Source organism: Polaribacter ponticola (assembly GCF_026191475.2).
GTDB lineage: Bacteria > Bacteroidota > Bacteroidia > Flavobacteriales > Flavobacteriaceae > Polaribacter > Polaribacter ponticola.
Genome location: NZ_JAOSLC020000003.1, coordinates 2,063,763 through 2,083,729 on the forward strand (window position 1 = coordinate 2,063,763; position 19,967 = coordinate 2,083,729).

A 19,967-nucleotide genomic window follows, 5' to 3' on the forward strand; every position below is an offset into this window, starting at 1 on the left:
AGCAGCTTATTTCTGTATATATATCTGTAACATTTTGGCACGAATATTGTCTATACTGTAAATAACCAATCAAAACAATAGTATGAAAGATTTAACTAACAAATACGAAAGTGCAAAAAACAACTCTATTGAGTTTATGAAAAACGGACAAATTAGTGCTTATTTTAACGCACTTTTAGAAATGAATAAATATAAAAGATTAATGGTTGCTGTAGTTGCAAACTAAAGTTAATTTACTACTGTTATCAGTTTACAGTAAGCAGCCTTAAAATAGACTGCCAACTGCTTCTGAATACTGTTTACTTTATATAGTCAAACCCACAATAAGGTACCAATACATCTGGTATTTTTATTCCATCTGCTGTTTGATAATTTTCTAAAATACCTGCTAAAACTCTTGGTAAGGCTAGAGAACTACCATTTAAAGTGTGTGCTAATTCACTTTTACCTTCCTTATTTTTAAAACGAAGCTTTAATCTATTTGCCTGAAAGGTTTCAAAGTTCGAAGCAGAACTAATTTCTAACCATCGGTCTTGCGCTGTAGAAAATAATTCAAAATCGAATGTTAATGCAGATGTAAAACCTGTATCTCCTCCACACAAACGTAAAATTCTATATGGTAATTTTAATTCTCTTAAAATTTCTTTTATATGTTCTACCATGCCGTTTAAAGCTTGGTAAGAATTATCTGGGTGTTCTATTCTTACAATTTCTACTTTATCAAATTGATGTAACCTATTTAAACCACGAACGTGTGCGCCATAACTACCTGCTTCACGTCTAAAACAAGGCGTATAACCAGTAACCGTTATTGGAAATTCTGACTCTTGTAATAAATTACCACGAAACATATTTGTAATTGGTATTTCTGCTGTTGGAATTAAATATAAATCATCTATTGTAGAATGATACATTTGTCCGTCTTTATCTGGTAATTGTCCAGTTGCAGTAGCAGATTCTGTATTTACTAAATGAGGAACTTGAACCTCTGTATAACCCGCTTTTGTATTTTTATCTAAAAAATAATTAATTAAAGCACGTTGTAATCTAGCACCTTTACCTTTATAAACAGGAAAACCAGCACCAGTAATTTTGTTACCAAGTTCAAAATCTATAATGTCGTATTTCTTTGCTAATTCCCAATGAGGTAACGCATTTTCTCCTAAATTAGGAATTGCACCTTCATTAAAAATGTTCTCATTATCTTCTTCAGATGTTCCTGCCTTTACAGTAGAATGAGGAACGTTTGGAATCTGATATAAAAGTTCTTGTAGCTCCTCTGCAAAAGAATTTAAGCTTTCAGCTAGTTCTTTAGACTTCTCTTTTAATTGAACAGTTTTTTCTTTTAAAAGATTTGCTTTTTGTACTTCTCCAGATTTAAAAAGACCTCCAATTTCTTTGGATAATTTATTAGATTCTGCCAAAGTATTATCTAAAGCAACCTGAGTTGCTCTTCTGTTTACGTCGGCAGCTAAAACCTGATCAATAATAGTTTCTGCGTTTGCAAAATTTCGTTTTGCTAATCCTGCTAAAACGGTTTCTTTGTTTTCTCTAATAAAGTGTACTTGTAACATCTTTTCATGTTTTATAAGCCACAAATATACACGAAGATTAAGACTTTAGCAATGTAGTTTTAGAGATTGTTTTTTAAGTAATTTCTTGCAATTTCTTCGTCTTTTTTAAGTTGTTGAATTAAAAACTCAATTGACTCGAATTTTTCTTCATCTCTTAAAAAGTAAATAAGCTCAATGGTTAGATTTTTAAAATACAAATCTTGATTAAAATCAAAGAAATGAACCTCTATTGTTTGATGATTTCCGTTTACAGTAGGCCTATTTCCAATATTCATCATTCCAAATACGGTTTTCGAATCAATATTAGATTTTACTACATAAACACCAGTTTTTGGTATGAGTTTATAGTTTTCTTTTACATCTATATTCGCTGTTGGATAACCAATTTTACCACCTAATTTTTTTCCATTTACAACATCTCCATTTAGCATAAAATTATATCCTAAATAATCATTAGCAGTTTTTAAATTACCAGAAGCCAACGCGCGTCTAATTTTAGTAGAACTTACAGAAACAGTATCAATATCTTGTGCAGGTATTTCTTCAACATTAAAATCATAAACATGACTATATTCTGTTAATTGAGTAATATTACCTTCTCTATTTTTTCCAAAGTGATGATCGTAGCCAATAATTAACTTAGAAATTTTAAGCTGATTTACCAAAATATCTCTCACAAATTCAAGCGCAGACATTCTAGAAAACTCTTTACTAAAAGGATGAATAATTAAATAATCTAAACCGGTTTTAGCTAATAGAGCAGCACGTTCATCAATTGTATTAATTAATTCTATAGAAGCATCTTTTTGTAACACCATTCTAGGATGCGGAAAAAAAGTTAAAACTACAGATTTTTTGTTAGCTTTTTTGGCTTCTTTAACTAGTTTTTCTATGATTTTTTGATGCCCAAAATGCACACCATCAAAAGTGCCAATGGTTACATATGTTTCCTCTTTAACAGAGAATTTAGAGGTGTTTTGTACGATATTCAAAAAAAGAAATTTTTGTAAAGAACAAATGTACAATAACTGAAATAGAAATTAAGAAGAAAATGAAGAGGTTTTTTAAGTGTATTCTTGGTTGTTAAACCTCTCTTTTTTTATGATAACCATAAAATTTGTATACAAATATTTAATAATTCAAAAAAATTGTATTTTGCGAAATAGTTAACAAATAATTCAAATTATGATAAAAAAATTTTACTAATTGCGTTCGTAGTTTTTGGTAGTGCAGCGATGTTTGCTCAAACAACCATTACTGGTACCGTAAAAGATGCAAAAACAGGAGACACACTTCCTGGTGCTAACATTAAAATTTCTAGAAAAGCTGTAGGTACAAATACAGATTTTGATGGAATGTTTGTTTTAAAAACAACAGATGTCCCACCATTTACATTAGAAATTTCTATGTTAGGATTTCAAACAGAAAAAGTTGAAATAACCAAAAACAATCAAAAGGTTGAGGTTAATTTAACAGAAAATGCAACATCTTTAGATGAAATAGTTGTTTCGGCTTCTAGAACTCCAGAACGTATTATGGAGTCTCCGGTAACTGTAGAAAGAATGGATTCTAGAGCGATTAAAAACACTTCTGCTCCTTCATTTTATGATGGTTTAGAAAACTTAAAAGGTGTAGATGTAAATACAAATAGTTTAACATTTAAGTCTGTTAATACTAGAGGGTTTGCAACTTTTTCAAACACTCGTTTTATGCAGTTAGTAGATGGTATGGATAATTCATCACCAGCATTAAATTTTGCATTAGGTAACTTGTTAGGTATGTCTGAATTAGATGTAAAAACAGTAGAGTTATTACCTGGAGCTTCTTCTGCGTTATATGGCGCAAATGCTTTTAACGGTATTATGTTTATGACAAGTAAGAGTCCTTTTGATGATCAAGGAATTAGTCTTTCTGTAAAAGGAGGAATTACAACTCAAGCCGCAGCTGGTAATAATGAATACAAAGATTTCAATATTAGAATGGCACACGCTTTTTCTGATAAATTTGCTGTAAAAGCTACACTATCTTACTTAAAAGGAGAAGAATGGCATGCAACAGATTATAGAAATACTGCTAACGGTACTTATACTTCTGGAGATAGAAATTCTGACAGAAATTATGATGGTTTAAATGTGTATGGAGATGAAGTTTCTACTAATATAAGAGGTGTTGCTCAAACTTTAGAGTCTTTAGGAGTTTTACCAGGAGGAGCTGCTGCTTTAGTACCTAGTGTAAACATTAGTAGAACAGGTTATAATGAAGTTGATTTAATGACTTATGAAGCTAAAAGTGTAAAATTTGGAGGTTCTTTAAATTACCGCCCTTTTGGTAACGACCGTTTAGAAGTTATTTGGAATTCTAAATATGGTGTAGGAAACACTATTTACCAAGGAACAAATAGATACAACATTAAAGACTTTTTTATGGAACAACATAAATTAGAATTTAGAGGTAAAAACTTCTTCGTTAGAGGATATGTAACTAATGAAGATGCTGGTAATTCGTACGATACTCGTTTTGCTGCAATTAATGTAAATAGAGCTTGGAAAGATGATAATACTTGGTTTGGAGAATATGTTGGAGCTTATACTTTAGGTACTTTAGCAGGTTTAACTTCAGATCAAGCACATGCTGCGGGTAGGCAAACAGCTGAAGCTGGAAGATTATTACCTGGCACAAGTGGTTTTAACGCTGCATTTAATTCTATAATTGAGAATCCAGATTTAACAACTGGAGCTAAATTTCAAGACAATACAAAATATTACCATGCAGATGCAAATTTAAATTTACAAGATTACATCGATTGGGCAGAAATTCAAGTAGGTGGTTCTTATAGATTGTATTCTTTAAATTCTAACGGAAGTATCTTTACTGATTACGATGGACCAATTGAATATAATGAGTATGGTGTTTATACACAATTACAAAAGAAATTTTTGGAAGATGATCGTTTAAAGTTTACTGCTTCTGTACGTTATGATAAAGCTCAAAATTTTGATGGTAATGTTTCTCCTAGAATTTCATTTGCGTATGCAGCTGGTGAAGATAAGAATCAAAACTTTAGAGCTTCTTTTCAAACAGGATTTAGAAACCCAACAACACAAGATCAATACATTGGTTTAAATGCAGGTCAAGCTTATTTAGTAGGATCTGCACCAGATAATTTAGATAGATACCAAACACAACCTTTATTAGTAAGTGGTTTCGGTCAAGGAGTTATTGGAGCTCCAACAATTCAAGTTTCTGGTAGAGCTGCATATGAAAATGCTTATTCAGCTAGTTCAGTTACAGCTTTTGCTGCGGGGCAAGTTGCAACACCTACCGTTTCTAATGTAGCTTTAGTGGCGCCAGAAAAAGTAACTGCTTACGAAGTTGGTTATAGAGGTTTAGTTGAGGCAGGAGAACAAAGATTTACTGTAGATTTAAGTGTTTATTATAATAGTTATGAAGACTTTATTGCTGGTAAAAACGTTGTAACACCTTTCTATGGAACTGTAGGAGATAACTCTTTATCTTTAGCAGCTTTAGGTAATGGAGATTATACAGTATTTCAAACGTATACAAATTCTGCAGCAGATATTAGTTCTTACGGTGCAACTATAGGTGTTAATACTAGCATTCTAAATGGGTTTAACTTAGGTTTAAATTATACGTATGCTAAATTTGATTTTGATCAAGCATCAGATCCAGATTTTGAAGCAGGTTTTAATACACCAGAGCATAAAGTAAAAGTTCAGTTTGGAAAAAGAGACCTATTCGAAAACTTTGGTTTTAATATTAATGCTAGATGGCAAGATGAATACAGATGGGAATCTACTTTCTTAGATGCTACAATTGCTTCAAGAACTGTTTTAGATGCTCAAATTAATTATAGAGTTCCTGCTTGGAAATCTATATTTAAACTTGGTGGTGCTAACTTAACAGGTAAAGAATATGTAAGTGCTCCAGGTGTAGGTGCTGTAGGTTCTCAGTACTACCTTTCTTGGACAATTAATAACTAATAATAATTAAGATATTTTATGAAAAATTATAAATATATAGGTTTGTTTCTTTTATCACTTGGATTTGTTTCTTGTGATGTAGATAACGAATTAGAAGCAATACCTGCAGAGGTTGTTGCAAATGTAGCATTAAACACAAACGGATTAGATTTTTCTAAATACGTTTCTGTTGGCGCCTCTTTTACTGCAGGATATACAGACGGAGCAATGTTTAAAGCAGGGCAAGAAAACTCATTTCCTAATATTTTAGCAAAAAAGTTTGGTACAGATTTTAAGCAACCTTTAATGAATGATAATATTGGAGGTTTAGTTTTTAATGGAGCTACAGTTGCACAACCAAGATTTTATTTTGATGGTGCAGGACCAGCAGTTTTACCTGCTACACCAACAACTCAATTAGGAGCGCCTGTTGCAGGACCTTTTAATAATTTTGGAGCACCAGGTGCCAAAAGTTTTCATTTAACAGTTCCTGGTTATGGAGCTTTAAACCCTTATTTTGGTAGAATGGCATCTAGCCCAATGGCTACTGTAATGGGTGATGCTTTAGCACAAAACCCAACATTTTTTACGTTATCAGAAATTGGTGGTAATGATGTTTTAGGATATGCACTTTCTGGTGGTTCTGGAGTAGATCAAACAGGGAACTTTGATCCTTCTACATATGGAGGTAGTGATATTACTGACCCTAATGTTTTTGCACAAGTTTTTAATGGTATGGTTACTGCTTTAACAGCAAACGGAGCAAAAGGTGTTGTTGCTAATGTGCCTTATATTACAGATTTAGCAAATTTTACAACAATTCCTTATAATTCTTTAGACCCTTCTCTTCCAGCTTTAGCTCCGCAAATTGATGCTTTAAATGCACAATTATATGGTGTTTTAAAAGGTATTTTTACTGCATATGGTGAGCCAAATAGAATAGATGTACTTTCTAAAACTATGGCAAATCCATTGTTAATTTTAGATGAAGATGCTACTGATATGTCTGCACAAATTAGAGGTGCTCTAACTCCTGTTTTAGGAGCTCCAACAGCTGGTGCTTTTGGTGCAATTTTTGGTAAAGCAAGACAAGCAACAGAAAATGATTTAATTTTATTAGCAACACTGCCTAACATTGCTACAACAGTTCCTGGTGTACCAGCTCCTATAAATGTAAATGGTGTAAGTTATCCTTTACAAGATCAGTGGGTTTTAACACCACAAGAACAAATGGCAATTAAAACAGCTACAGATGCTTATAATACAACAATTGCTGCAGTTGCAGATACAAATCCTAACGTAGCTTTAGTAGACTTTAAAGGTGTTTTAACTGAAGCTTCTACAGGTATTATGTTTGACAAATATACAATGACAACTAGTTTAGTAACTGGTGGTTTAGTTAGTTTAGATGGTGTTCATTTAACAGCAAGAGGTTATGCTTTAATGGCTAATAAAATTTTAGCAGCTATGGATGCTAAATTTGGTTCTAACTTTACTTCTGCTACAGATGGTTTAGCAAAAGCAGGTGACTATCCTACAAACTATTCTCCAGCATTGAGATAGTAGTTAAATTAGATATAATTTAAAAAGGTTGAGAATTAATTCTCAACCTTTTTTTTATAGGATTAAAACACCAAACAGAAAAAGATTTACAAAGTAACTTTCAGTTTTCTAACATTAGTAATTATGATAGCATTCTATGTGCTCTTTTAACACCTGCAACCAAAATATCTATTTCTTCTTTTGTATTGTAAAATGAGAAGGAAGCTCTTACAGTTCCTGGTATTTTATAGAAGTTCATAATTGGCTGCGCACAATGATGCCCAGTTCTAACAGCAATTCCTAATTTATCTAAAATAGCACCAATATCATAAGGATGAATTTCATTAATATTAAAAGAGATAACTGCAGTTTTATCAGAAGAGGTTCCGTAAACTTTTAAACCTTCAATCTTTAAAAGTTCTTCTGTTGCATAGTTTAAAAGTTCATTTTCGTAGGCAGCAATTGTATTAAAACCTACAGAATTCATATAATCTATAGCTGCTCCAAAAGCGATTCCACCACAAATATTTGGCGTTCCTGCTTCAAATTTATGAGGTAAACCTGCATAGGTTGTTTTTTCGAAAGTAACTGTTTCAATCATTTCTCCACCACCTTGGTACGGCGGTAATTTCTCTAACCATTCTTTTTTTCCGTATAACAAACCAACACCAGTTGGCCCGCATAATTTATGTGCAGAAGCAACATAAAAATCAACATCTAAAGCTTGTACATCTGGTTTAATATGTGGTGTTGCTTGCGCGCCATCTATTAAAACTGCAGCGTTAAATTTATGTGCAGCATCAATTATTTCTTTAATAGGGTTTATGGTTCCTAAAGCATTAGAAACATGATTACAAAATACTAGTTTTGTGTTCTCATTTAAAAGTTGATGATATGTTTTCATATCTAAAGATCCTTCTTCCGTCATCGGAATTACCTTTAAAATTGCTCCTGTTTTTTCGCACAACATTTGCCAAGGAACAATATTAGAATGATGTTCTAATGCAGAAACAATAATTTCATCGCCTTTATTAAGAAGCGCAGCAAAACCTGAGGCAACAATATTTATACTATGCGTTGTACCAGCAGTTAAAATAATTTCGAAACTTTCTTTAGCATTAAAATGTTGTTGTACTTTAATACGTGCTTCTTCGTATTTATCTGTTGCTTCTTGGCTTAAAGTATGAACGCCTCTATGAATATTTGCATTGTAATTGCTATAATAATCTACAATAGTATCAATCACAATTTGAGGTGTTTGTGAAGTAGCGGCATTATCAAAATAGACTAAAGGTTTTCCGTGAACCGTTCTTTTTAGAATAGGGAAATCTTCTCTAATTTTATCAACATTAAACATAGTATTCATTTTATAAGACAAAGATAAACCTTGCATTGTTAAAGTGGTAAAAAAGTCAATATGAATTTCTTATTTTTACATCACTAAATAGCATTATCAATGAAAAATTTAAAAAGAGTTCTTTTAGCATTACTTGTAATTATTATAGTAGCTGTCGTTTATAATTACCCTAAACTAAATATTTTAGCAGGTTATTCTGCAAAAAGTATGGCCTCTTCTATTTATGTAGCAGATAGAAGTTTGGAACTTACAGATACAACAGATAATAATTTTTCACCTATTAATTTAGCTGATGACACTGTAAATTCTGTTGAGAAATCTGCAACATCAAGTGCATTTGGTTTATTAACAAGAAAAGCATTTTATAGAGAAGGTTTAGGTGCTGTTTTAGCTTTAGAAGAAGAAGATTTAAATAAAAAATATTTAGCCCCTAAAAGAGCTTTACCAGATAATACAACACCATTTCCGTTTGGAAATGCAGCACAAAAAGATACTGTTTTTAATAATGTAGATTACTCTAAAATTAATACAACATTAGATGTTTTATTTCATCCCGAAAATAAAACTAGAGCTGCTGTTGTAGTTTATAAAAACCAAATAATAGCAGAACGTTACGCAGACGGATTTACAAAAAACTCTAAACTTTTAGGTTGGTCTATGACTAAAAGTATTGTGAGTACTTTATTTGGGGTTTTAGAACATCAAGATAAAATTAATGTTGAAAATGCGGCACCTTTTGAGGCATGGAAAAAAGACAACCGAAAAGAGATTACAATACATAATTTATTGCAAATGAACTCCGGTTTAGAATGGGATGAAGATTACAATACAATTTCAGACGTTTCTAAGATGTTGTTTTTAGAAAGAGATATGACGAGACCGCAAATAGATAAACCTTTGGTAGGTAAGCCTAATGAAAGTTGGAATTATTCTTCTGGTACTACAAATATGTTATCTGGTATTATTCGTAAACAGTTTAAAACACATCAAGAATATTTAGATTTTTGGTATACCGATTTAATTGATAAAATTGGTATGAATTCTATGATTGTAGAAACTGATTTAGCGGGCAATTATGTAGGTTCTTCTTATGCTTGGGCAACTGCTAGAGATTGGTCTAAACTAGGATTATTGTATTTAAACAATGGTTATTGGAACGGAAAGGAGTTGTTTAATGAAGATTGGGTAAAATACGCTACTAAACCAACTCCAACTTCTAATGGTTGGTATGGTGCTCAAATTTGGTTAAATGCTGGTAAAAGATATCCAAACGTGCCAGAAAGCATGTATTTCTTTAGCGGATATCAAGGTCAGAATGTTTTTATTTTCCCAGAACAAGATTTAGTGGTTGTAAGAATGGGATTGTCTAAAAACGCAGATGTAGACGTATTGTTAAGCGGAATTATTGAAAGTATTAAATAGTTATTTATTCTTCTCTTTTAATAAACTTAATAATAGCGATATAAAACCAATAGGAATAGTTATTTAGGAATTTTTATTGTTATGATTTTCTGTAGGATTTAAAATACAAATACCATAACCTAGTAAAACTACTCCAAGAAAAAACAATAGTGTTTTAACTGTTTTATTCATGAAATAAGTTTTACTAAAGTTACAAAAAAACCACGCAAATTGCGTGGTTTATATTTTATACAGAAAGTAACGTTGTTATTTACAAGTCGAAACCAATATCTACACCTAGTTTATTGGCAATAATTTTAGTAATTCTAGACTTTACTTCTGGTATTTTAACGCTTTCTAAAACTGTATTTGCAAAAGCAAACATTAGTAAAGCTTTACCTTCTTTTTTAGGAATACCACGTTGTTGCATGTAAAATAAAGCATCATCATCTAACTGACCAATTGTACAACCGTGAGAACATTTTACATCATCGGCAAAAATTTCTAGTTGAGGTTTAGCATTAATAGTAGCTTTATCACTTATCAGCACATTGTTGTTTTGTTGATATGCGTTTGTTTTCTGAGCTTCTTTATTAACAATTACTTTACCATTAAAAACACCTGTAGAACGATCATTAAAGATTCCTTTATAATCTTGATGAGATTCGCAATTTGGTTCTATGTGATGTACCAAAGTATGATGATCTACGTGTTGTTTCCCTTCAATAATTGTAATTCCTTTTAAGATAGAGTCCATATGTTCTCCACGTTGATAGAAATTTAAGTTGTTTCTGGTGATATTTCCTCCAAAAGAGAATGTATGCACAGAAACAACACTATTTGTTTTTTGTTCTATGTAAGAATTATCAACTAAAGAAGCATTTATATTATCATTCTGAATTTTATAAATATCTACTGTAGAGTTTTTAGCAGCAAAAACTTCTGTTACTATATTAGATAACACAGCATTGTCTGTTAAACTTTGGTTGCGCTCTATAATTTGCACATGTGCATTTTCTTCTACTACAATTAAATTTCTTGGCTGAACCATCGTTGCAGCTTCAGAACCTGTTGTAAAATTGATAATTTGAATAGGTTTTTCTACTTCTACATTTCTAGGAATGTTAATGTAAGCACCTTCATTAGCAAAAGCAGTATTTAACGATGTTAAATTATCTTGTTTCGCTATTTTGTTAAAATAGTTTTCTACTACTGCGCTGTATTTAGATTTTTTTAATGCTGCAGACATTAAGCAAACATCAATAGCATCATGTGTTGTTTCTGATAAAAATGAACTGTATTTACCATCAATAAAAACAACTTTATATGTGTCTATATCATGTATAAAGTATTTTTTTACATCAGCTAAATCAACTGTAACTTCTTTATCAGGAAAGATGCTATAATCGTTCTTTAAAACTGAGTTTAAAGAAGTGTATTTCCAAGCTTCCAACTTTTTTGTTGGGAAACCAAGTTTTTCAAAATTTTCTAGCGCTTCTGTTCTAACCTCATGAATGTCAGAATTGATATCAATTCCGTTTTCAAAAGCAACATAAGATGATAGTATTTTTTCTTTTAATTCCATTGTTTCAGTCTTCAGTACTCAGTCTTCAGTTGGCAGTTTATGAATTTTCATTAAACTATTGTAGACTGACTATTTTTTATTCTTAACTTAATTTTAGGCGCAGTTGCTGACTGCAAACTACTACTGATTTTACTGCGAACCTATACTAGTTCTTGCTTTATCCAATCGTATCCTTTTGCTTCTAGTTCTAAAGCTAAAGAAGCATCACCAGATTTTACAATTTTACCATCGTGTAAAACATGTACAAAATCTGGAACGATATAATCTAATAAACGTTGGTAATGCGTAATTACAATTACTGCGTTGTCTTTAGATTTTAATTTATTTACACCATTTGCAACAATACGTAAAGCATCAATATCTAAACCAGAATCCGTTTCATCCAAAATAGCTAATTTTGGTTCTAACATTGCCATTTGAAAAATTTCGTTACGTTTCTTTTCTCCTCCAGAAAAACCTTCGTTTAAAGAACGAGATAAGAATTTACGGTCTATTTCTAACAATTCAGATTTTTCACGAATCATTTTTAACATGTCTTTTGCTGGCATGTCTTCCAAACCTTTTGCTTTACGAGTTTCGTTAATAGCAGTTTTAATAAAGTTGGTAACAGAAACTCCAGGAATTTCTACTGGATATTGGAAAGATAAAAAGACACCATTATGCGCTCTTTCTTCAGGAGCTAATTCGCTAATACCTTCTCCTTCTAATTCAATAGTTCCGTCAGTAACTTCATAATCTTCTTTACCTGCAATAATATTTGCCAAAGTACTTTTTCCAGCACCATTTGGTCCCATTATTGCGTGAACCTCACCTGCTTTTACTTCTATATTCAATCCTTTTAAGATTGCTTTTTCTTCGATTGAAGCGTGTAAATTTTCTATTTTTAACATCTTATTTATGCTGTTGGCTTCTAGCTTTTGGCTATTGGCGGTTTAATAATTCTTCTAATTTTTTGTATGCTATTGGAGAATGCTGAATAATTACTTCAGCATTTTTTTCTTTTGCAAAAGTTTCAAACTTATTCATACTTTCTAAAGTTTCTTCCACATTATAATTAAATGATGGGACTCCTTTGTTTCTTCTATTTTCTTCAAAGTGATATAAATCTCCTGTTAATAAAACAGGTTTTTCTAATCCTGTAACTTCAACATATAATACTTGATGACCAATTGTATGACCAGGCATATATTTTATAATTACAGTTCCGTCTCCATAAACATCATAATCTCCATTAATTTTTTTAACGTTTGTTAAACTAGCTAATGCAGGGTTTTTTGTTTTTAAAGTATCACTTAAGTTAAAGTTGTATTCGTTTTCTTGTACTAACCAAGTTGCGTTTTTCATTAAATTTGCATGTCCTGTATGATCAAAATGCGAATGCGACATGGCAAAATAGTTAAAGTCTTCAATTTTTAAATCAATAGTTTTTAATTGATTTGCTAAAGAATCTGGTCTTTGAATTCTAAAAACACCACTTGGTTCGTTAAAAGGTTCTGGTACAACTAGGCTTTCTGGCAAACCTGCATCCCACATTAAGTTTCCTTTTGGGTGTGAAATTACATAATATGCATCTGTAAATTGTTTTGTTTGCCCTGTATAAGTAGTATCTTGAGAAAAAACCTCTAACTTTTTCACAAAAATAGAACCACCAACCAATTGAAATAATTTTACTTCTGGTTTTTTTACAATTACTTCTTTTTTATCAGCTTTTTTACAGCTAATAATTGAAATTGTAAGTAGTAAGAAAAGTATTTTTTTCATCATTATAATTTTTATCCTACAGATCCTTCAAGTGAAATTTCCAATAATTTTTGAGCCTCTACAGCAAATTCCATTGGTAATTTATTTAAAACTTCTTTACTAAAACCGTTTACTATTAAAGCAATTGCTTTTTCTGTATCGATACCACGTTGATTACAGTAAAATAATTGTTCTTCACCAATTTTACTTGTAGTAGCTTCGTGCTCTATTTGTGCCGATTTATTTTTAGCTTCTATATAAGGAAACGTATGTGCACCACATGAATTACCCATTAAAAGAGAATCGCATTGAGAAAAATTACGAGCGTTTTCTGCTCTAGAATTTATCTGAACTAAACCTCTATATGAGTTTTGAGAATTACCTGCAGAAATACCTTTAGAAATAATGGTAGACTTAGTGTTTTTACCTAAGTGAATCATTTTTGTACCTGTATCTGCTTGTTGATGGTTGTTTGTAACTGCAATTGAGTAAAATTCACCAACAGAATTGTTTCCTTTTAATATACAAGAAGGATATTTCCAAGTTACAGCAGAACCTGTTTCTACTTGTGTCCAAGAAATTTTAGCATTTGTTTCGCATAAACCTCTTTTAGTTACAAAATTATAAACTCCACCTTTTCCTTCTTTGTTACCAGGATACCAGTTTTGTACTGTCGAATATTTAATTTCGGCATCGTCCATTGCAATTAATTCTACAACGGCTGCATGTAATTGATTTTCATCTCTACTTGGAGCTGTACAACCTTCTAAATACGAAACATAACTTCCTGCATCTGCAACAACTAGTGTTCTTTCAAACTGACCAGTTCCACCTTCATTAATTCTAAAATATGTAGATAATTCCATTGGGCATTTAACTCCTTTTGGAATGTAACAGAAAGATCCATCAGAAAAAACTGCCGAATTTAATGCCGCATAAAAGTTGTCTGTAGTTGGTACAACAGTACCTAAATATTTTCTCACCAATTCTGGATGTTCTTGAATTGCTTCAGAAATAGGCATAAAAATAATACCTTTTTCACCTAATGTTTTCTTAAAAGTTGTTGCTACAGAAACAGAATCCATAACAATATCTACAGCAACATTAGCTAATTTTTTTTGTTCGTCTAAAGAAATTCCTAAACGTTTAAAAGTATCTAATAACTCAGGATCTACCTCGTCTAAAGAATTTAATTTCGGCTTTTCTTTTGGAGCAGAATAATAAGCAATGTCTTGAAATTTTGGTTTTTCATAATGCACATTTGCCCATTCTGGTTCTTCCATTTGTTCCCAAACTCTAAAAGCTTCTAATCGCCAATCGGTCATCCATTGAGGCTCATTTTTCTTTTTAGAAATTGCTCTTACAACATCTTCGTTTAACCCTTTTGCAAAAGTTTCACTTTCTATATCTGTATAGAAACCGTATTTATATTCTTGGGTTTCTAATTCTTTTTCTAAATCGTCTTCTGTATACTTACTCATACATTTAGGTTATAATGTTAAAAAGTAGAAAGTTTATAAAGTTGAATGTAGGTATTTTAACAAACTACTTATCAATTTTGAAACTTCGTTTACTTTTAACTTTAATTCTTCAAACTCTATTTTATTAATATATTTTATATCAAAAGCTAAATATAATTGAGAACGAACTTCGCCCGCAGAAGCTTTAGCTATGTATAAAAATCGAATAAACTCTTTTGTTGTCTGTCTTTCAAATCCTTCAGCAATGTTTGATGAAATTGAAACTGACGTTTTTCTTATTTGATCTTTTAGTCCAAAATCTTTAGTAAATAAATCATTTGAATTGGTTATTTATATATGATTACGTTTAGTTCTCTCGCTTTTTGCCATGAAAGGATTTCTTCAAAAGAGCTAAATTTTTCCATCTTTACTTTTTGTTTTCAATCAACTTTATAAACTAAAAGACTCCCCACAACCACAAGTTCTATTTGCGTTTGGGTTATTAAATACAAAACCTTTTCCGTTTAAACCTCCAGAATATTCTAAGGTTGTACCTACTAAATATAAAAAGCTCTTTTTGTCAACAACAATTTTCACATCATTTTCTTCAAAAAGTTTGTCGTTTTCTTGTTGTGTTTTATCAAATGTTAAATCATACGATAAACCTGAACAACCGCCACTTTTTACACCAACTCTCACATAGTCTTTTGTTGCGTCAAAACCATCGTCAGTCATTAGTTCTATGACTTTCTTTTTTGCTGTGTCTGAAACTTTTATCATAATTTTAAATAGATTAAATCTAAATTGGATGCAAATATACGATATAAGTCGCATAAAAACTGCAAACTTTCATTATGAAACTGAATGTAATTATTGGTTTTATTTATTTCTCTTGGAAGTCTTGATTATTGATGAATTCTAAATCGGAAAGTGATAGTAAAAAAGCTTTTAAATCTGCTTTGTCTTTTGTACTTAAATTTACGCCTCCTTCATTTACTTTTTTCATTAAAGGATCTATTGTAGATGACGGTTTTAAACCAATTGAATAATGATTGATAACTTCTTCTAAAGTTGCAAACCTACCATCGTGCATATATGGCGCAGTGAAAGCTAAATTTCTTAAAGATGGCGATCTAAATTTTCCGTTATCTGCAGGATCACCAGTAATTGCTCCCAAACCTAAATCAGAAAAAGTAGCATCTAAACCATTGTTATGGAATTTATTATCAGTCCAAAGAGGATTGTTATTACTTCCATGACAGTGGAAACAATCACCTCTTGCCTCATCCATAAAAACATCAAAACCGTTTTGTTCTTCTGTTGTTAAAGTAGTTTCCCCTTTTAGAAATTTATCAAATTTAGAATTACCAGATATAATTGTCCTTTCAAATTGAGCAATAGCTTTTGTTACTAAGGTAGAATCTATTGTTGAGGTTCCAAACGCTTGTAGAAAAAGGACAGGATATTCTGAATGTTCTTGTAATTTTTTTGCAACAACTGTCCAGTTAGCATGCATTTCTATAGGATTTGTTACGGGTTCAAAAGCTTGTTTTTCTAAACTGAATTCTTTTCCATCCCAAGTAAAAAGTTCGTCAAAATTCCAAGCTAAATTAAATAATGGCATTGAATTTCTATTTCCAAAACTACCATCAATTCCATCGCTAAATGGTCTATTGTCGGTAAATGCTATTTTTGGATCGTGACAAGTAGCACAAGATTGTGTACTGTTACCAGACAAAATTTTATCAAAAAACAACTTTTTACCTAACGCTACACCTTCTTTAGTTAATGGGTTATTTGTAGGAATTATTGGAGCTATTAATTTATCTGCAAATAATTGTGGAATTTTTAAATTGTATGGAATTGGTACATACGTTTCTTCTTCTTTTGATGAACAATTCATCAGAAGGAAGAAAGATATAAGTAAAATATAAATATTTTTCATATTTGAGACCTTTCGACTGAGCTCAAGGTGACAGTTAACTTAAATTATTGAGAAACTTCACCCAAAGAAAAAACTGATTTTCCGTTTGCTCTCATTAATTTCTGTGCTTCAAAATTTGGCATTAAAACAGTATTTAACTCATTTAAATCCCAAGTATTTGGGTTTTTAAACCACTCTGCAATATTCATTTTAACCTCTATAGTCACTTCGCTTTTCTCTGCAATAAAGCTGTTAAAATTTACATTAAATGAAGTGTCTTCAAAAACTAAATTGTCAGGATCTGTTCTATCTACAGCTCTTATTGAATGATAATTAAAATTTGCATCTTGGTTATTAGTATCTTTGTATTTACCGTCAAATTGCATAAAATGATATCCGCCACCTAGCATTGAAGGAACGTTAAAAGATGCCGAGTTTAAATCTTGATATATTCCATCTGTGTTGTCTTCATCTTTAAATCCAAAAGTAAAATATAGTTCTAATTCATGGTAAGTTGATCCTTTTTCAATTTCATTAAAAGAAAGTTCCATTCCAGAGTTTTCTCCTATATTAATTAAATGATGGTTTATTTTTTGATTCCCAATTTTTAGGTTAGAAAGTACATACCTTAAACGATTTATACTCACAGATTCACCATTTTCTGTTGTGAATTTAAAGTTATTAAAATCTGATGATGTTACAGGAACTCCATTCCAATGATGTGTAAATTTTAAAGTTATATTTACAGGAATCTGATTTACACAACAATTTAATTCTGCTTCTTTACATGCAGAGAAAGAGATTACAAGTACTAAAAGGCTAATTATTTTTTTCATTAATTCTATTTTATTTTAATAATTAAGGCGTCAGAAAAACCTTTGTTTTCGGTAATATCTGCATTTGAGCTACCACTTTCTCCAACAGCAATTATTGTTTTGTTATTTAACTCTACTGCATCATACAGAAAATCAATTTCTGAGCCACCAACAAGTTTTTGCCATTCTATTTCACCTTCTGAATCTACTTTAAGAACCCAAGCATCATTTTGTCCTTGATTTGTAAAACCAGCATCAGAACTTCTCGAGCTTCCAGAAATTACAAATCCGTTATCTTGTGTGTTAGATATAGAACGAGCTACATCAAAACTAGTTGCTCCAATTGTTTTCTCCCAAATTAGAGTTCCTTGAGAATCTATTTTTATCATCCATAAATCTGCAGCTCCTTGGTTTTTAGAAACATCAGTATCAGAACTTCTAGTATCTCCTACAACGATAAAATTACCATCATTTGTGTTGGTAATTGCTCTTGGTTCATCTATTTCTGAACCGCCAAAACTTTTTTCCCAAATTAAATCGCCATTGTTAGAAATTTTTAAGATCCAAAAATCATAAGTTCCTTTATTGTTGGAAATATTGAAATCTTCACTATCTGATGAGGCTGCAATTATAAAGCTGTTATCTGGTGTTTCTATTACGCCAAAAGGAGAATCTGTAAAGGAACCTCCAAAATATTTACTCCATTCTAAATTACCGTTAGAAGATAGTTTTATAGCCCAAACATCACCTCCAGCATGTCGTTGTGCGCTTTTCGAGTTTCCTTCTCCTCCAGATGCAGAAACATCTAAAACACCGGTTAAAAGATAACCATTGTCTTTTGTGTTTGTTAAAGAAAATCCTTTGTCTGATCCAGAATAACCGAAAGATTTTTGCCAAATTAGATCACCATTAACAGAAATTTTTAGTATCCAAAAGTCTTGTGACCCTGCATTTTGAGTTACATCTAGATCAAAGCTATTTGCATACCCTAATAGCGCAAAACCACCATCATTTGTAGCTATAATATCTATACCTCTGTCATCATCAGAACCACCAAAAGTCTTGTTCCAAAGTAACTCATCATCAGCAGAAAATTTCATTACCCAGAAATCAAAACTTTCATTTGTTTTATTTTGAATATCAAAATCGTTACTTTGGGTATAGCCTAAAACGGCATAACCACCATCGATAGTTTTAACGATAGAATTTAAAACGTCATTTTTAGAACCTCCAAAAGTTTGAACATTGTTTATTTCTCCTGTATTTTTAATAACAGTAGGAGTTGTTGGAATGTCTTCTTTAGAACAGTTGTATAAAAAGAAGAGTAGAATTAAGTAGCAAATGTTTTTCATAAATAAATTAAGAACCTGATTTTCTTATCACAAAAAAGCCACTATTAATATCGCTAACAATAATGTTTCCACTAGGAAAATATGGATAAACATTCCAAACACCATTAAATGCAGCCATGTCGTTATCTGGATATGTATCAAAATAACCTACTTCAGTAATGGTTTTATTTTCTATATTAGAAATGTCTAACATTCTAACCCCAGCTGTATAATTAGCTAGGTAATAAGTGTTTCCTTTTACATATCCATTATGGTCTACAGCGGCAGAACTACCTGAATAATCAAAATGATGAACAGGATTATCTAAGTCTGTAAAATCAAAAACAATAGTTCTTGTATTTAAACCTTTTCTAAGTTCGTCTAATTCATCACCTAAAATAAAATATTTAAAATCTTCTGTAAACCAACCTTGATGCGTGTACTCTACATTAGAATAACTAATTGCTGATAATTTTATGGGATTGCTTTTATCTGTAATATCTACAATTACAACCTCTACTTCATTACTACCAATTAAAATTTCTTTTCCTTGGTGTTCTGTATCTGGTCCGTTATAAGTTACCACTTGTGCATCATGAGAATAATTGATAAAACCACCTTCATCAATTGGGTTCGCAGGATCTTCAATATTTATAAACAAAGGTCCGCCTTTATAAGTTCCGCTTCTTGTTGTGCCAACTGGGTACACATAGTCTTTGGTTTTATTTATGACAATATTATGTGCGCTTCCAAAACCGGTATAATCGTAATCACTTTCAAAAACTACAGGAGGATTTGTTACATTTCTTAATTTTTCTAAATTAAAAATTTGCATTCCATGATCTGCAGCTTCACTAACAACATAAGCTACAGTATTATGAACTTTTACATCTCTCCAAGAACTGTTTACGGTTCTAGTAGCAAGAGTTCCTAATATTACAACCTCTGTTGGATTTGTAATATCTATAAAAGTAATGCCTTTATTGGTTCCCATCAAGGCATATTCTTTATTGTCTAAGGGATCTGTCCAACCCCAGCAATCATTACCTTTTGTTCCAATTCCGCCAATTTCTTCGAGAGAAATATAATCTAGTAAATCGTAATCGTTACAAGGATATTCTCCTGCAAAACCATTTTCACATTTTTCTAGAGGTATTATAGATAATACATCTCCATTTGGCTGAAAACCATCATTTTTTGTGCAACTAATAGCAGCAATAAAAACGACTAAAAGCAGTTTTTTAAACATCTTTTTTAA

At 31.4% G+C, this 19,967-nt stretch carries 17 protein-coding genes; 4 read left to right on the forward strand and 13 right to left on the reverse strand.

The features are described 5' to 3' along the window. The first annotated feature begins 82 nt into the window (after positions 1-82). Positions 83-226, forward strand: a complete 144-nt coding sequence (locus N5A56_RS14650) for a hypothetical protein (protein WP_265726841.1) — start codon at positions 83-85, stop codon at positions 224-226. Between the two features lie 73 nt (positions 227-299). On the opposite strand, the gene serS is transcribed toward N5A56_RS14650, so the two are convergent. Next, positions 300-1,574: a serine--tRNA ligase gene (gene serS, locus N5A56_RS14655; RefSeq protein ID WP_265726842.1), complete on the reverse strand. Its 1,275-nt coding sequence runs from the start codon at positions 1,572-1,574 to the stop codon at positions 300-302. Between the two features lie 59 nt (positions 1,575-1,633). After that, on the reverse strand, positions 1,634-2,566 hold the full coding sequence (locus N5A56_RS14660) for a bifunctional riboflavin kinase/FAD synthetase (protein WP_265726843.1): 933 nt from the start codon (positions 2,564-2,566) through the stop codon (positions 1,634-1,636). A 243-nt stretch (positions 2,567-2,809) separates the two neighbouring features. Here N5A56_RS14660 and N5A56_RS14665 point away from each other — a divergent pair, with 243 nt between their 5' ends. Beyond that, positions 2,810-5,575: a TonB-dependent receptor gene (locus N5A56_RS14665; RefSeq protein ID WP_274270511.1), complete on the forward strand. Its 2,766-nt coding sequence runs from the start codon at positions 2,810-2,812 to the stop codon at positions 5,573-5,575. An 18-nt stretch (positions 5,576-5,593) separates the two neighbouring features. Then, positions 5,594-7,117, forward strand: coding sequence for a G-D-S-L family lipolytic protein (locus N5A56_RS14670; protein ID WP_265726845.1), 1,524 nt, complete (start codon positions 5,594-5,596; stop codon positions 7,115-7,117). A gap of 121 nt (positions 7,118-7,238) precedes the next feature. On the opposite strand, the gene N5A56_RS14675 is transcribed toward N5A56_RS14670, so the two are convergent. Next, on the reverse strand, positions 7,239-8,453 hold the full coding sequence (locus N5A56_RS14675) for an aminotransferase class V-fold PLP-dependent enzyme (RefSeq protein WP_265726929.1): 1,215 nt from the start codon (positions 8,451-8,453) through the stop codon (positions 7,239-7,241). Between the two features lie 99 nt (positions 8,454-8,552). On the opposite strand from N5A56_RS14675, the gene N5A56_RS14680 reads away from it, so the two are divergent. Then, on the forward strand, positions 8,553-9,875 hold the full coding sequence (locus N5A56_RS14680) for a serine hydrolase domain-containing protein (protein WP_265726846.1): 1,323 nt from the start codon (positions 8,553-8,555) through the stop codon (positions 9,873-9,875). A gap of 250 nt (positions 9,876-10,125) precedes the next feature. Here N5A56_RS14680 and sufD read toward each other — a convergent pair whose 3' ends face one another. The 10 genes from sufD to N5A56_RS14730 all read right to left on the reverse strand — a co-directional run bounded on the left by sufD (position 10,126) and on the right by N5A56_RS14730 (position 19,958). Then, positions 10,126-11,439 carry a Fe-S cluster assembly protein SufD gene (gene sufD / locus N5A56_RS14685; RefSeq protein WP_265726847.1) on the reverse strand — a complete coding sequence of 438 codons (1,314 nt, stop codon included), beginning with the start codon at positions 11,437-11,439 and terminating at the stop codon, positions 10,126-10,128. Positions 11,440-11,579: 140 nt separating this feature from the next. Next, complete coding sequence (gene sufC, locus N5A56_RS14690) at positions 11,580-12,329, reverse strand: Fe-S cluster assembly ATPase SufC (RefSeq protein ID WP_265726848.1); 750 nt, start codon at positions 12,327-12,329, stop codon at positions 11,580-11,582. A 31-nt stretch (positions 12,330-12,360) separates the two neighbouring features. Beyond that, the gene (locus N5A56_RS14695; protein ID WP_274270512.1) at positions 12,361-13,203 is read right to left on the reverse strand and encodes an N-acyl homoserine lactonase family protein; all 843 of its coding nucleotides are present in this window, start codon (positions 13,201-13,203) and stop codon (positions 12,361-12,363) included. Between the two features lie 8 nt (positions 13,204-13,211). Continuing rightward, positions 13,212-14,660 (reverse strand): Fe-S cluster assembly protein SufB, encoded by a 1,449-nt coding sequence (sufB, locus tag N5A56_RS14700; protein ID WP_265726850.1) that lies wholly within the window; start codon positions 14,658-14,660, stop codon positions 13,212-13,214. 33 nt (positions 14,661-14,693) lie between these two features. Next, positions 14,694-14,990 carry a four helix bundle protein gene (locus tag N5A56_RS14705; protein ID WP_337994853.1) on the reverse strand — a complete coding sequence of 99 codons (297 nt, stop codon included), beginning with the start codon at positions 14,988-14,990 and terminating at the stop codon, positions 14,694-14,696. A gap of 99 nt (positions 14,991-15,089) precedes the next feature. After that, positions 15,090-15,419, reverse strand: a complete 330-nt coding sequence (locus tag N5A56_RS14710) for a HesB/IscA family protein (protein ID WP_240561053.1) — start codon at positions 15,417-15,419, stop codon at positions 15,090-15,092. A gap of 103 nt (positions 15,420-15,522) precedes the next feature. After that, complete coding sequence (locus tag N5A56_RS14715) at positions 15,523-16,584, reverse strand: cytochrome-c peroxidase (RefSeq protein WP_265726852.1); 1,062 nt, start codon at positions 16,582-16,584, stop codon at positions 15,523-15,525. A gap of 44 nt (positions 16,585-16,628) precedes the next feature. Beyond that, a complete protein-coding gene (locus N5A56_RS14720) occupies positions 16,629-17,399 on the reverse strand; it encodes an MbnP family protein (RefSeq protein ID WP_265726853.1) in 771 nt (256 codons plus the stop codon). A 5-nt stretch (positions 17,400-17,404) separates the two neighbouring features. Further along, the gene (locus N5A56_RS14725; protein WP_265726854.1) at positions 17,405-18,730 is read right to left on the reverse strand and encodes a hypothetical protein; all 1,326 of its coding nucleotides are present in this window, start codon (positions 18,728-18,730) and stop codon (positions 17,405-17,407) included. A gap of 7 nt (positions 18,731-18,737) precedes the next feature. Further along, positions 18,738-19,958 (reverse strand): choice-of-anchor B family protein, encoded by a 1,221-nt coding sequence (locus tag N5A56_RS14730; RefSeq protein WP_265726855.1) that lies wholly within the window; start codon positions 19,956-19,958, stop codon positions 18,738-18,740. Between the last annotated feature and the right edge of the window lie 9 nt (positions 19,959-19,967).

What these genes read in the sequence shown, in the direction of transcription:
- N5A56_RS14650 (WP_265726841.1), top strand. Translation starts at nt 83, where the DNA reads ATGAAAGATTTAACTAACAAATACGAAAGTGCAAAAAACAACTCTATT.
- serS (WP_265726842.1), bottom strand. Translation starts at nt 1,574, where the DNA reads ATGTTACAAGTACACTTTATTAGAGAAAACAAAGAAACCGTTTTAGCA.
- N5A56_RS14665 (WP_274270511.1), top strand. Translation starts at nt 2,810, where the DNA reads ATGTTTGCTCAAACAACCATTACTGGTACCGTAAAAGATGCAAAAACA.
- N5A56_RS14670 (WP_265726845.1), top strand. Translation starts at nt 5,594, where the DNA reads ATGAAAAATTATAAATATATAGGTTTGTTTCTTTTATCACTTGGATTT.
- N5A56_RS14675 (WP_265726929.1), bottom strand. Translation starts at nt 8,453, where the DNA reads ATGTTTAATGTTGATAAAATTAGAGAAGATTTCCCTATTCTAAAAAGA.
- N5A56_RS14680 (WP_265726846.1), top strand. Translation starts at nt 8,553, where the DNA reads ATGAAAAATTTAAAAAGAGTTCTTTTAGCATTACTTGTAATTATTATA.
- sufD (WP_265726847.1), bottom strand. Translation starts at nt 11,439, where the DNA reads ATGGAATTAAAAGAAAAAATACTATCATCTTATGTTGCTTTTGAAAAC.
- sufC (WP_265726848.1), bottom strand. Translation starts at nt 12,329, where the DNA reads ATGTTAAAAATAGAAAATTTACACGCTTCAATCGAAGAAAAAGCAATC.
- N5A56_RS14695 (WP_274270512.1), bottom strand. Translation starts at nt 13,203, where the DNA reads ATGATGAAAAAAATACTTTTCTTACTACTTACAATTTCAATTATTAGC.
- sufB (WP_265726850.1), bottom strand. Translation starts at nt 14,660, where the DNA reads ATGAGTAAGTATACAGAAGACGATTTAGAAAAAGAATTAGAAACCCAA.
- N5A56_RS14710 (WP_240561053.1), bottom strand. Translation starts at nt 15,419, where the DNA reads ATGATAAAAGTTTCAGACACAGCAAAAAAGAAAGTCATAGAACTAATG.
- N5A56_RS14715 (WP_265726852.1), bottom strand. Translation starts at nt 16,584, where the DNA reads ATGAAAAATATTTATATTTTACTTATATCTTTCTTCCTTCTGATGAAT.
- N5A56_RS14720 (WP_265726853.1), bottom strand. Translation starts at nt 17,399, where the DNA reads ATGAAAAAAATAATTAGCCTTTTAGTACTTGTAATCTCTTTCTCTGCA.
- N5A56_RS14725 (WP_265726854.1), bottom strand. Translation starts at nt 18,730, where the DNA reads ATGAAAAACATTTGCTACTTAATTCTACTCTTCTTTTTATACAACTGT.
- N5A56_RS14730 (WP_265726855.1), bottom strand. Translation starts at nt 19,958, where the DNA reads ATGTTTAAAAAACTGCTTTTAGTCGTTTTTATTGCTGCTATTAGTTGC.